This window comes from Cryobacterium sp. LW097, assembly GCF_002205495.2.
Classification (GTDB): domain Bacteria; phylum Actinomycetota; class Actinomycetes; order Actinomycetales; family Microbacteriaceae; genus Cryobacterium; species Cryobacterium zongtaii.
Genome location: NZ_CP021992.1, coordinates 3,604,502 through 3,619,869, shown reverse-complemented (window position 1 = coordinate 3,619,869; position 15,368 = coordinate 3,604,502). Strand labels below are relative to the sequence as shown.

At 65.4% G+C, this 15,368-nt stretch carries 16 protein-coding genes and 1 tRNA gene; 11 read left to right on the top strand and 6 right to left on the bottom strand.

All coding sequences use genetic code 11. From position 1 onward, the window contains the following. Positions 1-4: 4 nt before the first annotated feature. Positions 5-78 (bottom strand) — tRNA-Gly (locus tag B7495_RS16990). A gap of 135 nt (positions 79-213) precedes the next feature. On the opposite strand from B7495_RS16990, the gene B7495_RS16985 reads away from it, so the two are divergent. The 7 genes from B7495_RS16985 (at position 214) to B7495_RS16955 (ending at position 8,589) form a co-directional block, all read left to right on the top strand. Beyond that, positions 214-693 carry a hypothetical protein gene (locus tag B7495_RS16985; RefSeq protein WP_088457629.1) on the top strand — a complete coding sequence of 160 codons (480 nt, stop codon included), beginning with the start codon at positions 214-216 and terminating at the stop codon, positions 691-693. A gap of 74 nt (positions 694-767) precedes the next feature. Continuing rightward, a complete protein-coding gene (gene dcd / locus B7495_RS16980) occupies positions 768-1,373 on the top strand; it encodes a dCTP deaminase (RefSeq protein WP_088457628.1) in 606 nt (201 codons plus the stop codon). Between the two features lie 52 nt (positions 1,374-1,425). After that, positions 1,426-1,947, top strand: coding sequence for a hypothetical protein (locus tag B7495_RS16975; protein WP_088457627.1), 522 nt, complete (start codon positions 1,426-1,428; stop codon positions 1,945-1,947). Positions 1,948-2,123: 176 nt separating this feature from the next. Beyond that, positions 2,124-4,373: an anaerobic ribonucleoside-triphosphate reductase gene (gene nrdD, locus B7495_RS16970; protein ID WP_240632298.1), complete on the top strand. Its 2,250-nt coding sequence runs from the start codon at positions 2,124-2,126 to the stop codon at positions 4,371-4,373. 9 nt (positions 4,374-4,382) lie between these two features. Beyond that, positions 4,383-4,985: an anaerobic ribonucleoside-triphosphate reductase activating protein gene (gene nrdG / locus B7495_RS16965; protein WP_088457626.1), complete on the top strand. Its 603-nt coding sequence runs from the start codon at positions 4,383-4,385 to the stop codon at positions 4,983-4,985. Positions 4,986-5,066: 81 nt separating this feature from the next. Beyond that, entirely contained in the window at positions 5,067-5,852 is a 786-nt protein-coding gene (locus B7495_RS16960) for a (S)-acetoin forming diacetyl reductase (RefSeq protein WP_088457625.1), read from the top strand. Between the two features lie 265 nt (positions 5,853-6,117). After that, positions 6,118-8,589: a tandem-95 repeat protein gene (locus B7495_RS16955; protein WP_088457624.1), complete on the top strand. Its 2,472-nt coding sequence runs from the start codon at positions 6,118-6,120 to the stop codon at positions 8,587-8,589. A gap of 525 nt (positions 8,590-9,114) precedes the next feature. Here B7495_RS16955 and B7495_RS16950 read toward each other — a convergent pair. The 3 genes from B7495_RS16950 to B7495_RS16940 are packed head-to-tail and all read right to left on the bottom strand — an operon-like array spanning position 9,115 to position 10,506. Beyond that, positions 9,115-9,903 (bottom strand): alpha/beta fold hydrolase, encoded by a 789-nt coding sequence (locus B7495_RS16950; protein ID WP_088457623.1) that lies wholly within the window; start codon positions 9,901-9,903, stop codon positions 9,115-9,117. A gap of 16 nt (positions 9,904-9,919) precedes the next feature. Continuing rightward, the gene (locus tag B7495_RS16945) at positions 9,920-10,207 is read right to left on the bottom strand and encodes a hypothetical protein (RefSeq protein ID WP_088457622.1); all 288 of its coding nucleotides are present in this window, start codon (positions 10,205-10,207) and stop codon (positions 9,920-9,922) included. Positions 10,208-10,218: 11 nt separating this feature from the next. Continuing rightward, positions 10,219-10,506 carry a DUF1905 domain-containing protein gene (locus B7495_RS16940; protein ID WP_088457621.1) on the bottom strand — a complete coding sequence of 96 codons (288 nt, stop codon included), beginning with the start codon at positions 10,504-10,506 and terminating at the stop codon, positions 10,219-10,221. Positions 10,507-10,620: 114 nt separating this feature from the next. On the opposite strand from B7495_RS16940, the gene B7495_RS16935 reads away from it, so the two are divergent. Further along, positions 10,621-11,019, top strand: coding sequence for a VOC family protein (locus B7495_RS16935; protein ID WP_088457620.1), 399 nt, complete (start codon positions 10,621-10,623; stop codon positions 11,017-11,019). Positions 11,020-11,297: 278 nt separating this feature from the next. After that, positions 11,298-12,380 carry an IS30 family transposase gene (locus tag B7495_RS16930; RefSeq protein ID WP_121678472.1) on the top strand — a complete coding sequence of 361 codons (1,083 nt, stop codon included), beginning with the start codon at positions 11,298-11,300 and terminating at the stop codon, positions 12,378-12,380. A gap of 55 nt (positions 12,381-12,435) precedes the next feature. Here the strand turns inward: B7495_RS16930 and B7495_RS16925 are convergent, their stop codons facing one another. Next, on the bottom strand, positions 12,436-12,888 hold the full coding sequence (locus B7495_RS16925; protein WP_240632297.1) for a VOC family protein: 453 nt from the start codon (positions 12,886-12,888) through the stop codon (positions 12,436-12,438). Between the two features lie 146 nt (positions 12,889-13,034). Between B7495_RS16925 and B7495_RS16920 the strand changes: the two genes are divergently transcribed. Both B7495_RS16920 and B7495_RS16915 read left to right on the top strand, forming a co-directional pair. After that, the gene (locus B7495_RS16920; protein ID WP_088457619.1) at positions 13,035-13,646 is read left to right on the top strand and encodes a hypothetical protein; all 612 of its coding nucleotides are present in this window, start codon (positions 13,035-13,037) and stop codon (positions 13,644-13,646) included. 104 nt (positions 13,647-13,750) lie between these two features. Then, complete coding sequence (locus B7495_RS16915) at positions 13,751-14,743, top strand: IS481 family transposase (RefSeq protein ID WP_088455172.1); 993 nt, start codon at positions 13,751-13,753, stop codon at positions 14,741-14,743. Here B7495_RS16915 and B7495_RS16910 read toward each other — a convergent pair. Further along, positions 14,740-15,336, bottom strand: coding sequence for a TetR/AcrR family transcriptional regulator (locus B7495_RS16910; RefSeq protein WP_088457618.1), 597 nt, complete (start codon positions 15,334-15,336; stop codon positions 14,740-14,742). The two genes, B7495_RS16915 and B7495_RS16910, sit on opposite strands and share 4 nt — an antisense overlap. Between the last annotated feature and the right edge of the window lie 32 nt (positions 15,337-15,368).

The following is a 15,368-nucleotide window of genomic DNA, read 5'->3' as shown; positions in this document are numbered from 1 at the left end:
AGTTTGGAGCGGATGACGGGAATCGAACCCGCGCTATCAGCTTGGGAAGCTGAAGTTCTACCATTGAACTACATCCGCGCGTCCAGGCCGCCGAAGCTGAACTGGAACCGCCATCCTACCAAGCCTCGACCGCCAGGCTGGCACCGACTTCCTTGAGCCTCGGCCGCCGAGGTGCGAACATGGGACGGTCCGCCGACGAAAGGGCCCAACGCGATGAGCACCGAACCGAAAATCAGCGGCAACCAGGTCGGCGCCGAGTCGGCGGGAGGCTTCTCTGCGGAAGAGCGCGCCGCGATGAAGGTCCGTGCCGCCGAACTCAAAGCCGACGCCCGTCGCGGCCGTGCCGAGGACAAGGCGGCCGCGGATGAGGCGACCATGATGGCAAAGATCGCCGAGATGAAAGAGCCCGACCGCCAGATGGCCGTGCGTCTGCACGGCATCGTCACCGAGGCCGCCCCAGAGCTGCTGCCCAAGCTCTATTACGGCCAGCCGGGCTGGGCCAAGGCCGGCAAGGTCGTGGTGTTCTTCCGCAGTGGCCAAGACGATAAGGAGCGCTACTCGACTCTCGGCTTCAGCGCCCAGGCCAACCTCGACGACGACGGCGGGATGTGGCCCACCTCCTATGCGCTTCGCGAACTGAACGATCACAGTGCAGCGACCATCGCGAAGCTGGTCGCGACGGCCGCTGCCTGATCGGCTCGGCGCCGCCGAAAGTCACGCTGGGAAACCACACGCTCCGGGCGGGGCCACGCCGATAGGCTGGCACCGTGCTTCTCTCGGATCGTGACATCAAGGCCCAGATCGACGCGGAACGAATCGCGCTCGCCCCCTACGACCCGGAGATGATCCAGCCGTCGAGCATCGACGTGCGGCTCGATCGGTTCTTCAGGCTGTTCGACAACCACAAGTATCCGTTCATCGACCCGGCCGTCGACCAGCCCGAACTCACCCGGCTGATCGAGGCCAAGGGTGACGAACCGTTCATCCTGCACCCGGGCGAATTTGTGCTCGGCGCCACCTTCGAGGCCGTCACCCTGCCCGATGACGTGGCCGCCCGCCTCGAGGGCAAGAGCTCGTTGGGCCGGCTCGGCCTGCTCACCCACTCCACCGCCGGATTCATCGACCCGGGCTTCACCGGGCACGTCACCCTGGAGCTCAGCAACGTGGCCACCCTGCCGATCAAGCTCTGGCCGGGTATGAAGATCGGCCAGCTGTGCTTTTTCCAGCTCAGCTCGCCGTCCGAGAAGCCCTACGGTTCTGCCGCGTACAGTTCCCGGTATCAGGGCCAGCGCGGCCCCACGGCCTCCCGCTCGCACCTGAACTTTCACCGCACCGACGTGGGCACCACGGATGCCGGCAGCCTCGGCGGCTGACCTGGAACGCCATGTTCATGCGCGCGTTACGTGCGCCCGGTAAAATCGAGGCATGACCACCTCAGAGTCCCGTTTTGCCGAGGCGCTGATCGCCGACGGTCCCACCCCGGAATACCCCGGGCGCATGCGCCGATTCGGCCAGCTCGTGGGCACCTGGGCGGCGCACGGCAGCCGGCTCGACGAGGCCACGGGGGAGTGGACTGAACGCGAGTTCACCTGGATCGTGCAGTTCATCCTCGACGGGCGCGCGGTGCAGGACGTGGAGGTCGAGGCCAGCGCCACGCATCCGTCCGGCTTCGAGACCGTCGCCACCGCCGTGCGGGTCTACGACCAGCTGGCCGGTGCCTGGCGGGTGAGCTCCTTCGCCCCGACGATCGGCGAGTACTGCCACCTGATCGCCACCCCGTACCGCAACGGCCTGCGCCAGGACGGCACCGGCACCGACGGTCGCCCGGTGCGCTGGAACTTCACCTCGATCACCGAGGACGGTTACACCTGGGAGGGCTGGGTGAGCGACGACGAGGGCACCACCTGGCACCTCGTGGAGCACAACGAGGCCGTGCGGGTGCACTGACTTTCGCAACACGCCGAGGCGGCTGAGATGCACAAGTGTGCACCCGCAACCGGGGTTGAATCGCGGGGCGTCTTTCCGGCCATCCGTCCTACTCGACCACTACATATAGCGGCGCTAGGGACCAAGGGCACCCAAATGTAGTGATTTCGGCGCCCTGGCGTCCCTATGCTGAAGGCGTGAATCCAAGCATCAGCGCCCCGGCCCAGACCTCCGCCACCCGCGTCGACACTGTCGATGAGACGACACCGACGTCGACGCTGACCGCCATCCAGGTCGTCAAACGCGACGGCCGCCGGGTGGACTTCGATGACACCAAGGTCTACGAGGCGCTGGTCAAGGCCGCGGTGGAGATTCACACCGAAATTACCCCGCTCGTGCACCGGGCGATCGTCGATATCGTCGCCGCCGTCAACCGGGAGATCGCCGGCCGCTTCAGCACCGACATCAAGATCTACGAGGTGCAGAACATCGTGGAGCACGCGCTGCTCGAAAGCCACGAATATGACCTCGCCGAGAAGTACATCGGTTACCGCACCCAGCGCGACTTCGCCCGCAGCAAGTCCACCGACATCAACCACTCGATCATCAACCTGCTCAGCAAAGACTCCTCGGTGGTGAACGAGAACGCCAACAAAGACAGCGACGTCTTCAACACCCAGCGCGACCTCACCGCCGGGGCCGTGGGCAAGGCCATCGGCCACAAGATGCTGCCGCCGCACGTGTCCAATGCGCACCAGAAGGGCGACATCCATTTTCACGACCTGGACTACAGCCCATACGCGCCGATGACCAACTGCTGCCTGATCGACTTCACGGGCATGCTCAGCCGGGGTTTCCGCATCGGCAACGCTGACGTGGAGCCGCCCCGCTCCATTCAGACTGCCACCGCGCAGATCTCGCAGATCATCGCCAACGTGGCGTCCAGCCAGTACGGCGGATGCTCCGCCAACCGCACCGACGAGCTGCTGGCTCCGTACGCCCGCGCCAACTTCGCCAAGCACCTTGCCGACGCGGAACGGTGGATCGGCGACCAGACCAAGCACCACGCCTATGCGGAGGAGAAGACCCGCAAGGACATCTATGACGCGATGCAGAGCCTCGAATACGAGATCAACACCCTGTTCACCTCGAACGGGCAGACCCCGTTCGTGTCGCTGGGCTTCGGCCTGGGCACCGACTGGTTCGAGAGGGAGATCCAGCGGGCGATCCTGCAGATCCGCATCGACGGCCTGGGCAGCGAAAAGCGCACAGCCATCTTCCCCAAACTGATCTTCACGCTCAAGCGCGACCTCAACCTCGCTGAGGGCGACCCGAATTACGATATCAAGCAGCTCGCGCTGGAGTGCTCGACCAAGCGGATGTACCCGGACGTGCTCAGCTACGACAAACTCGTCGAGATCACGGGCAGCTTCAAGGTGCCGATGGGCTGCCGATCCTTCCTGCAGGGGTGGACCGACGCTGACGGCAACGATGTCTCCGAGGGCCGGATGAACCTGGGCGTGGTGACGGTGAACCTGCCGCGCATCGCGCTGGAGGCCGCCGGGGACCGGGCGAAGTTCTGGAGCATCCTCGAGGAGCGTCTGTTGATCACCCGCGACGCCCTGGTCTACCGCATCGAACGGTGCAAGCAGGCGACCCCCGCGAACGCCCCGATCCTCTACGTCTACGGCGCCTTCGGCCAGCAGCTGGCGCGCACCGATTCGGTCGACACCCTCTTCAAGGACGGCCGCTCCACGGTGTCGCTGGGCTACATCGGCCTCTACGAGGTGGCTGCGGCCTTCTTCGGCGGCGCCTGGGAGGGCGACGCCGAGGCGAAGGCGTTCACCCTCGACATCCTCAAGACCCTCGACGCGCACACCAAGGCGTGGAGCGCAGAGTACGGCTACCAGTTCAGCGTCTATTCGACCCCGAGCGAGAGCCTGACCGACCGGTTCTCCCGCCTCGACAAGGTCAAGTTCGGGTCGGTGGAGAACATCACCGACAAGGATTACTACACCAACAGCTTCCACTACGACGTGCGCAAGAACCCGACCCCGTTCGAAAAGCTCGACTTCGAGAAGGACTACCCGGTGTTCTCCTCCGGCGGTTTCATCCACTACTGCGAGTACCCGGTGCTGCAGCAGAACCCCAAGGCGCTCGAAGCCGTCTGGGACTACGCCTACGACCGGGTCGGTTACCTGGGTACCAACACCCCCATCGACCGCTGCTACAAGTGCGACTTCTCCGGCGACTTCACCCCCACCGAGCGTGGTTTCGCCTGCCCGGATTGCGGCAACGACGACCCGGCCAGCTGCGACGTGGTCAAGCGCACCTGCGGTTACCTCGGCAACCCGCAGGCCCGCCCGATGGTGCACGGTCGCCACCAGGAGATCGTTTCCAGGGTCAAGCACATGGCTGGCGCCACCGGCGTCAGCGGCTCCCTGTAGGCAGCCGTTATGCGGAACCCGAAACCCGGTGAATGGCTCTCCGACAAGCTCAGCCAGGGCTTCATCGGTGACTACAAACCGTTCATGTTCGTCGACGGCGAGGGGGTGCGCTGCAGCCTCTATGTGAGCGGATGTCTGTTCGCGTGCGAAGGCTGCTTCAACGAGGCCACCTGGAACTTCCGCTATGGCACGCCGTACACGGTCGAGCTCGAGGATCGGATCCTTGCCGACCTGGCCCAACCGTACGTGCAGGGCCTCACCCTGCTGGGCGGGGAACCCTTCATCAACACCGGGGTGTGCCTCTCCCTGGTGCGCCGGGTGCGGGCGACCTTCGGCCAAGCCAAGGACATCTGGTCGTGGACCGGGTATTCCTACGAAGAGCTGCTGCTCGACAGCCCCGACAAGCTGGAACTGCTCGATCAGATAGACATCCTCGTGGATGGCCGATTCGACCTCGCCAAGAAAGACTTCAAGCTGCAATTCCGCGGCAGCAGCAACCAGCGCATCATCGACGTGAAGAAGTCCCGCGCCGCGGGTCGCGCCGTGCTCTGGACCAACCTGCTCGACGCCACCCAGACCTATGAGCAGCTCGTGAAGCAAACGCTGATCTAGCTGCGCCTCCCGCCTGTCCGGTTGTGACTTTGTCATCGACCCGCCGACAGGTTTCGAACAAAGAAGATAGGAAGCACGATCATGGCACGCACGGAGAATGGAAAAGTCGCACTCATCACCGGTGGTGGACAGGGAATCGGGCGGACGGTCGCGGAGCGGCTGCACGCTGACGGCTTCAAGGTGGCCATCGCCGACCTGAACCTCGAGACCGCCGTCGCCGTCGCCGAATCGCTCGGTGGCACGGCCGGCGGAGCAATCGCGGTGCACGTCAACGTCTCCGACCGAGACAGCGTCTTCGCTGCGGTCGCGCAGGCCGTCACCGAACTGGGTGGCTTCGACGTGATCGTCAACAACGCCGGCATCGCCCCGACCTCTCCCATCGAGGAGATCACCGAGGAGAGCATCGCGAAGATCTTCTCCATCAACTTCAACGGCGCGGTGTGGGGCATCCAGGCTGCCACCAAGGCGTTCAAGGAACTCGGCCACGGTGGAAAGATCATCAGCGCCGCCTCCCAGGCCGGCCACATCGGCAACCCCGGCCTCGCGTTGTATTCGTCGACGAAGTTCGCCCTTCGCGGTCTTTCCCAGACCGCCGCCCGGGACCTGGCGCCGTTCGGCATCACGGTCAATACCTTCGCCCCCGGCATCGTGAAGACGCCCCTGATGGAGAACCTGGCGAAGAAGCTGGCGACCGACAACGACAAGCCTGAAGCGTGGGGCTGGGAACAGTTCACCAAGGGCATCGCCCTCGACCGCTTGTCTGAAACCGCCGAGGTCGCCGGAGTCGTCTCCTTCCTGGCCGGCCCCGACTCCAACTACATCACCGGCCAGTCAATCGTGGTCGACGGTGGGATGGTCTTCAACTAGTCGCGCTTGACCGCGACCCGGCGCTGCCTCCGGCAGCGCCGGGCGCTCGCGGCACGGGAATCGCCCCATTTTGGGGGTTCGCGGCACGGGATTTACGCCTCTTTCAGCCAATAGGGTTTGGGAGGCCTCGGCTCCGCCCGGACCGAGGCCCCAGTCGCGCCCACGGGGCAGCACTACTTGAGAGGATCGTCGTTTGCGATCGCTACAACGACCCACCCACCGCTTGCTACCGAAACTGGGAAGCGCAGCAGTCGCGGCCGCTCTGGTGACGGGCGGCACGATCATCGCCGTCCCGCAGGCCGCTTTCGCGGCCGAGCCGTTCTCCGAGACGCAGATGCTGGCCACCCAGTCGAACTCTTCCGAGATCGTCGCGCTGGACCGCGCGACCGGAGCTACCACGAAGATTCTGACTGTTCCGGGCGGTGTTGAGGGTCTGAACCAGATCGGTATCACCGGTGACGGCAACACCCTCATGCTCACGAACCCGACCACCGTCTTCGAGTACACGGCATCGTCCGAGACGTGGGAGACTACCGCCCGCGTAGGCACGACAGTGGCGAGCACGATGGGCGGCGTCGACCCGGCCACGGGTCTTTTCTACTACGGCGGACAGGCCACGGGGAGCACGTTCACGTTCCGCAGCTACTCCCCCACCACGAACGCTCTCTCGAGCAGCGTACTGTCCGTCACAGCGGCGGATGCGCCTGGCGGCAACGGTGACCTCTCCTTCGATAGCCGGGGCAACCTCTACTTCGTATCGAGCAACGACCAGACCGCACAGCTGTACCGCGTCGACGCGAATCAGCTCGGCGGCAGCGCCACCGTCGCCGCCACCAAGGTCGGTCCCGTGATCGACTCCCGTCTGGCCCTCAACTCGATGGCCTTCGCGGATGACGGCTTCATCTACATCGCCGGCAGAGGGGCGGACGGCTTCCTCCGGGCCAACCCCGTGACCGGCGCCATCCTGGAGCGCCGCACGCTCAGCGTCGCGATCACCGACCTGGGCACGAACGCCGTTCCCTTCACCGCAGCCGTGACCACGGAACTCCCCGGAGGCCGTGTCGAAGAAGGCGACCAGTTCACCGTCACCATCGGTGGCGGCGGCATCACCACAGGCAACACCGGAACCACCACCGGCACCGAAACATCGGAGACCGTCGGCCCGATCCTCATCCTGCCCGGAGAGACCTACACGGTCGAGCAGACCCCCGCCGGTACCACGAACCCGGACGCCTACAACACGGTCTGGACCTGCGTCGATCCGGCAACCGGTACTCAGGTCACCGGGGGCACCGGAACCTCCGGGCAGTTCACCGTCCCCGCCGGTGTGAAGGACGTCGCCTGCACCTTCACCTCGACCCCCAAGCCCGCCCCCGTGGCGAACGACGATGTGTCGACAGGCAATGAGCTGGGCAAGCCCGTCACGGTCGAGGTGATCGACAACGACTCCGGCGACCTCGACCCGACGACAGTTCAGATCATCGACGGTAAGGGCGACCCCGTCACCAAGCTCGTCGTGCCCGGTGAGGGCACCTGGACGGTCGACCCTGCCACCGGCGCGGTCACCTTCGCCCCGGAGAACGGCTTCTCCGGCAACCCCACGCCGATCACCTACGTGATCTCCGATACGCGCGGCAAGACCGCCATTGCTGACGTCACGATCACGTTCGTCCCGGAGGCCGCGGACGATGAGTCGCTGAACAATGCGCAGGGCAGGTCGGTCCTCGTCGACGTGGTCGGCAACGACCGCGGCGACCTCGACCCGACGACCGTTCGCATCATCGACGGCAAGGGTGACCCGGTCACCAAGCTCGTCGTGCCCGGTGAGGGCACCTGGACTGTCGACCCTGCCACCGGCGCGATCACCTTCGCTCCGGAGGCCGGATTCTCCGGCAACCCGACCTCAATCAGCTACGCCATCGCCGACACCCTCGGCACGGTCACGGCCGCCGACGTCGTTGTCACCTACGTCCCCGGCGCGATCAATGACACGTCGCTCAACAACCCGCAGGGTGACCCGGTCACCGTCAACGTGATCGGCAACGACCGCGGCGACCTCGATCCGACCACTGTGCGCATCATCGACGGTAAGGGTGACCCGGTCAGCAAGCTCGTCGTCACGGGCGAGGGCATCTGGACGGTCGCCCCCGCCACCGGCGCGATCACCTTCACCCCACAGGCCGGCTTCGCAGGCAACCCAACGCCGATCACCTACGAGGTCAGCGACACCGCCGGAAACACCACCACCGCCAACGTCACGATCACGTTCGTTCCGGAGTCAGCGAACGACAAGTCGGTCGGTAACCCGCAGGGTGCCCCGGTCACTGTCGACGTGATCGGCAACGACTCCGGCGACCTCGACCCGGCCACCGTGCGCATCATCGACGGTAGGGGTGACCCGGTCACCAAGCTCGTCGTCACGGGCGAGGGCACCTGGACGGTCAACCCTGCCACCGGCGCCATCACGTTCACCCCACAGGCCGGCTTCACGGGAAACCCCACGCCGGTCACCTACGAGGTCAGCGACACCGCCGGAAACACCACCACCGCGATCGTGACCATCACCTACGCGCCCGCCACGGTAGTTGTCGTGCCCCCGGTTGCCACTCCGGCGGCCACCAGCAAGCTCGCCGCCACTGGAGTCAACGTGGTCGGCGTCGCGGGCACCGGTCTGGGAGTGGTGCTCCTCGGCACGGCGCTCATCCTGTTCCGCCGCCGGCGCCAGCAGCTGGGCTAGCCGCTCCACTGGGCCATCCGCCGGCCTGACAGTACCTTGAACCGCACCCCGAAAGTTGGGCTCCTCATGGGGAGTTCACTTTCGGAGGTGCGGTTCTTGCTGCAACAGATGGAACGCCCAGTGATGGCGAGGTCGCGCCCGTCACACTCACTGCATTCGCGGTCGAGTCGCGACGGCCACCGTCCCGCTCGAGAAGCAGGCACTGATTTAGCCCTGGCACGATTGACTTTCAGTGAGGTTCGCCCGCAATGCGAACCTGATGCGCCAGAGACGCTCGCATCGCACCCTGGCGGTTCCCGCTCATTCCCGAGCTCACCCACTGCATCGCTGATGCCCGCGTTCTGCTGGCCGACTCTCTGGGACGACCGATCCCCGATGCGGCTGTGTCGGTTGATGAGACCCGTCACGCTTTCGGGTTCGGGAAAATCGGATTCGGCTTCATCGACTGAGGTGGAGCTGGGAGCCGGTGTCGCCACGGTAACCGTCGAAATCAGCGGCTGGCCGGGGCCCGCGGGGATGTTCCCGTTAGGTGCGAGGCGGCGGGAGAAAGGCCCTGAACTCAGCTATCCACTGGGGGAAGGCATCGAGGTGCGCATCATGGCTTCCGCCGTCGAGGTCGACGCGCGTGACTTTCGAACCACGCGATACGAACTCATCCTTCGCTGCCGCAGAGAACATTCCCTCGGTGCCGAAAACGGCGAGGGTGGGGATGTTGAGGTCGCACCACTCCGGCCAGCGCGGGTGAGCATCCACGTGAGCGATGGTCTCGACCATCACGTCGGGATCGAAGCGCGGCCACAGCCCATCGGGCCGCACCTCGAGGTCGGCGATCCAGGCGCGCGAGAGCGGAGAGTCACCGAGAAAGGCGCGCGCGTGCGATTTGTTGCCGAACGGCACCGGCCAGGACGTGAAGAAGCGACGCATGGCATCTCTGCTTTGTTCGTTGCCGTCCCCGCCGACACCGGCCTCGAGGAGAACGAGACGTTCCACCAGATCGGGCCGGGCACTTGCGACCAGCAGAGCGGTGTGGCCGCCCAGGGATTGGCCGGCAAGGGAAACAGGGCTCCCGAGCACCGACTCGATCACGAACACCACGTCGGCCACATGGGCCGCCCGCGACACGTCGTCCGGAAAGCGGGTGCTGCGTCCGTGACCTCTAGCGTCAACCGTGACCACTCGGTGATCGCCGAGAGCCGCAGCTGTCGCAGCCATCTCGGTGCTGCTGCCCGCCAGGCCGTGAAGGATTACGACCGGAGGCCCAGAGCCTTCGGTGTCGGTGATGTGGAGGTCGATCGCGCCTCGTCTGATTTTCATCGCTAGTGCCGCAAAGTCACAAGCGGTCGAGTCTGCGGATTCGGTTTTCGAGACCAACGCGCTTGCGGTTCAGGTTCCACATTGACGTGACGCCGAGCACGAGGGCCTTGCCTTGCGCTGCGGCACTGGGCAGCCCGCGTTCGGCGAGCGCGACCTCGACGGCATCCTTGCCCGCCTCCCGGTGCTCGGCAACGACCTCACGCGCATCCTTCAGCGCGCTGCTGTTGAGCGGATGGTTGTCGATTTGCACGTTGATGTCGGTGAGCTCGCTCTGAGCCTTCACGAGCTTTTCGCTGACGGCCACTGGCATCCTCCTCAGGTCAACCGCTCTGAAAGCCGGACGACGACGTCGTCGCCTACCTCTTTGCCGAGCTTCTTCCGCAGCTTGGCGCTGATCGAGAGCATGTGACCACCCGATCCGGTGGGCATCAGGCCAGCCGTCACCGGCTGGTCATCCACCTGCGCCACTACCCGGACGGCCTTCCCGGTGCCGAACAGCTCCACCGAACCCGGGACTTCGACACACGACCACATCTCGCCCTTCACCAGTACTCCGATCGGAGCGGTGAAGGAGAACTGCATCGGGCCCTGTTCGGTGCTCATGACAAGGATCTCCAATCGACACGCCTGGATGGACCGTCCGTTCACAGTATCGGCCACCCGCGGCTCATCCCAATAGCAGCTGCCCAGCCGGCCAAAGTCTCCTACGGTGATGGCATGACACTAAAACTGGGTTTCATCGGGATCGTGACGGGTGACATGGCCGCTTCGCTGGCCTTCTATCGAGCGCTGGGCGTGCGGATCGAGGAAGGACTCGACGATGCGCCGCACGTCGACGCGAAACTCGATGACGGCACGAGCCTGGCATGGGACACTATCGCGACTATTCGCGGATTCGACCCCGACTACATCGCACCCACGGGCGGCCACCGCATCGCGCTCGCGTTCGACAAAGGCACGCCGGCCGAGGTGGATGCGGCCTTCGCCGAGCTGGTCACCGCCGGTTACGTTGCCCATGTCGAACCGTGGAACGCGCACTGGGGCCAGCGCTACGCGACCCTGTTGGATCCCGATGGCAACTCCGTGGACCTCTACGCCGAGCTGTCCGCGAACTGACGAAAACTCCCGCCGACCCGTCGGAACACACGCTCGACTGACCGGGTTCGCACGTCAATAAGGAAATAGTGAGATTTCAAGGATGCTTTTGGCCTTGGGCTCAAGGGGTCAGCGCAACACTCTGACTTCTTGGAGTGATGATGCGTATTCCTGTTTCCCGTGCTGTGCGTCGGGTGTTCTGGACAGCGATTCGGGACGGAGCTACGACGCAGGACGCTGCCGCGGTTGCGGGCATGTCATCGCAGGAGGGTGACGTGTGGTTCCGCAATGCTGGTGGCATGACACCGTTGTCGTTGAATCCGCCATCCGAACGGTTTTTGTCGATTCGTGAACGCGAGCTGATTCTGGCCGGGATCAGCGCCGGCCTGTCGATCAGAGCGATCAGCCGGTCGATCGGACGCAATCCGTCGACGGTGCTGCGGGAGTTGGAGCGAAATCTGCCTCATCAATACCGACCGCGGTCGAGGATGGGGCGGCCCCGTTCGACGCCGGTGAAGTACTCGCCGTCGTTAGCGCAGCGTCGCGCAGATCTGAGGATGTCCCGCCCGAAACCAGCGAAACTGGCCCTGAATGACAGGCTCCGGGACGAGGTTCAGAATCGGCTATCGGAGAAGGCCAGCCCGGAGCAGATCATGCGACGATTGCGGTTGGACTTCCCCGACGATCCGGAGATGCGGGTGTCACACGAAACGATTTACCAATCCCTGTATGTTCAGGGCCGCGGGGCGTTGCGCCGCGACCTGACAGTGGCGTTGCGCACTGGGAGAGCGCTCCGTAAACCGCAACGCCGGGCCACCCAACGCCAGGGCCGGATCCGCGACATGGTGCTGATCAGCGACCGGCCCGCCGAGGTCGAAGACCGGGCAGTTCCCGGACACTGGGAGGGTGACCTGATCGTCGGCAAAGACAGCGGCTCCGCGATCGGCACCCTGGTCGAACGCACAACCCGGTTCGTGATGCTGCTGCACCTGCCCGACAAACACGGCGCCGACGAGGTCCAGCAGGCGATGATCGAGACCATGGGCAGGTTGCCGGAATTCCTCCGCAAATCCGTCACGTGGGACCAGGGCAAAGAAATGGCCAATCACGCGCAGATCCGAATCGCCCTCGACATGGACATCTACTTCTGCAACCCGCACTCACCCTGGCAGCGCGGCAGCAACGAGAACACCAACGGTCTGCTGCGCCAGTACTTCCCGAAAGGCACAGACCTCTCCGGCTACCACCACGACTACCTCGACTACGTCGCCAACCAGCTCAACGACCGCCCCCGCAAAACCCTCGACTGGAAAACCCCGAAAGAAGCCCTCAACGAGCTACTCTCGAAGCCACAACCGACCGGTGTTGCGCTGACCGGTTGAATCCGCCGGCAACTGCGTCCTAGAAAACTCACTATCTCCTAATATGGCGCGCACCTTAGGGCGCCGGATGCCCGGCGCGGGCCGCCTCTCCGTCCGGGGTGGCGTCGGCGAGCACCTGCAGGTAGTGCGGGTTCGTCATCACGCCGAGCACGTTGCCGAACGGGTCCACCACGGCCGCCGTCGTGAAGCCCTCGCCGCGCTCCCGGATGTCCTCGAGCATCGTCGCGCCCAGCTCGAGCAGCCGGTCCAGGGCCGCCCTGATGTCGTCGACGTGCCAGTTGAGCACCGCCCCACCGGGCACATCCGCTGCAGGCTGCGGGGCGTACCTGGCGTCGATCAGGCCCAGTTCGTGGCCGTAGTCGCCCACCCGCCACTCCGCGTAGCCTGGCATCTGAAAGTAGGGCTCCATGCCCAACAGCTCGGTGTACCAGGCCGTCGCGGCGGCGTGGTCCTCGGCCCAATAGCTCACGTTGCTCATGCCGCGCAGGATGCCGGTCGGTGCGTTCATCGGTAGGCCGTTTATCGGTAGGCCGTTTATCGGTACGCCGTTCATCGGTACAGTCCTCTCGTCGGAGTGCTCAGGTCGTCCACGCTACGCATGGTGGCAGAGGGCGCTAGGCCCTCGAGTCGACCCGGTGGGCATAGTCTGTGCGCATGACGGATGCGTCGCCCGCGAATTCGCCGGCACCCGACCCGGCCCAGGCCGTGGAGCTGGTCCTCGCGGTCACCCGGGGCGCTTGGCCGGCGACGGATGCTGCGGTGGGTGACCTTTTTGCGACGCTGGGGGTGCGGCCGGTCGACACCGACACTGACACTGGCAACGACGACAACGACGACGACGACGACGCCGGCGCGGCCGCCGGCCAGACGTGGCCGAGCCCGGTCGATATCCGGCGCCTCGAGGTGTCGTTCGGCGGCGAGGTCTACGCCAGCTGGATGTCCTACGCGGGTGACTTCCTGGGCATCGACCTGCAGCTGTACAACACGCCGAGCCCGAACGATCCGGGAACCAGGCTCGGCTATGACCGCATCCTTGCCCTGCTCGGTCAGAATCTGGGAACTCCGACAGAGCCCTGGGACGATGAGGAGATCCCGCCTCGCCAGTGGGAGGTCGGCCGCTGGCGGATTCTGCTGCACCTGTTCACCCTGCGAGACAGCGGCGTGATGCTCAGCGTGGACGACGCCGCAATCGCCGACCGGGCCGAGCGCGAAGCCAGTGCCCGACAGGACGCTGCGCATGCCCAGGCGGCCACGCACCGTCCCTAGGTGTACTGCCCAGGGACGTTGGTTGATGTGTGACGTCTTGAAATGACGAAGACCTCCGGTGGAGGGTGGAGCTGTCTAGTTCCCCAACCCGTCCGGAGGTCCTCGTGTCTCACGCTAATGCTGCTCTCACCCCGGTTCAACGTCTGCGGATCGGAAGGCTGGTCGTCGATGACGGCTGGCCTGTCGCCCATGCAGCGGTGTTCTTCCACGTGTCATGGCCGACCGCGAAGCGGTGGGCCGACCGGTACGCGGCGATGGGCCGCGACGGCATGCAGGATCGTTCATCGCGCCCGCACCGCAGCCCCACAAAGACTCGCCCGGAGCTGGTGCGGAAGGTCGTGCATCTGCGCTGGAAGAAGCGCCTCGGGCCCGTTGGGATCGGCGCCCGTCTCGAGATGCCGGCCTCGACCGTTCACGCGGTGTTGACCCGCTGCCGCCTCAACAGGCTGCGGCATGTCGACGTCCGTACCGGCGAGCCGGTCCGCCGCTACGAGCACGAGAGACCCGGCGCGATGATCCATGTTGACGTGAAGAAGATCGGCAACATCCCGGACGGCGGCGGCCACCGCTATGTCGGACGGCAACAAGGAGCCAAGAACCGGCAATCGACCCCAGGCACCACCCGGAACAGACATCACCACGAGCTTCTGGGAACAGCGTTCGTCCACACCGTGATCGACGACCACTCCCGGGTCGCTTATGCCGAGATCCACGGCGACGAGAAAGCCGAGACCGCCGTCGGCGTCTTGAAACGAGCCGTGTCCTGGTTCGAAGCGCGCGGTGTCACCGTCGAACGTGTCCTTTCCGACAACGGCTCCGCATACCGATCCCACGCCTGGCGCGACACCTGCGCCGAGCTTGGCATCAAGGTCAAGAAGACCCGCCCCTACCGGCCACAGACCAACGGGAAGATCGAACGCTTCCACCGCACCCTCGCCGACGGCTGGGCGTTCTCCCGCCACTACAACAGCGAATCAGCCCGCCGAGCAGCACTGCCAGCATGGCTCCACGAATACAATCACCACAGGCACCACACCGCCATCGGAGGCAAGCCACCGATCACGCGGTTAACTAACCTGCCTGGGCAGTACACCTAGGGGGCGTCGCCTCGCAGGATCGTGTTCGCGGCCGTACGTCCGGCCGTGAACGGGTCGGCGAAGGTGCCCATCCCCACGGTCACCAGGGCGCCCTCGTAGAGCAGCATCAGAATGTCGGCCACCCGGTCCGCACCGGCGATGCCCGCGTCCCGGCAGAGCCGCTCGAACACTTCGCGCATCCACTTCTTCTGGCGAATCGCCTCGACGGCCACCGGATGCGCCGCATCGTCTGTCTCGGCGCGCGCGTTGATGGCGCTGCAGCCCTTGCTGCTGTTGGCGACGGCCCAGCGCGCCGAAATGTCGAACACCGCGAGGACACGGTCCACGCTGCCGGGCGCCTGCAACGCGAGTCCCTGCTCCAGGAACTCCCGCCACCGAGCGTCCCGCCCGCGGAGATACGCCACGGCCAGCGCCTCCTTCGACCCGAACCTGTCGTAGAGCGTCTTCTTGGTGACCCCGGCCGCCGCGGCAATGGCGTCGACGCCGACGGCGTGGATACCCTCCCGATAGAAGAGGTCGGACGCCGCGGCCAGCAGCCGCTCGGCCCCCGGGGTGTAGTGCGGGATCGCCTCGGGCGAGTTCTCGGTGGTCATGGCCCCACTATACCGTTCTGTATACTCGATCG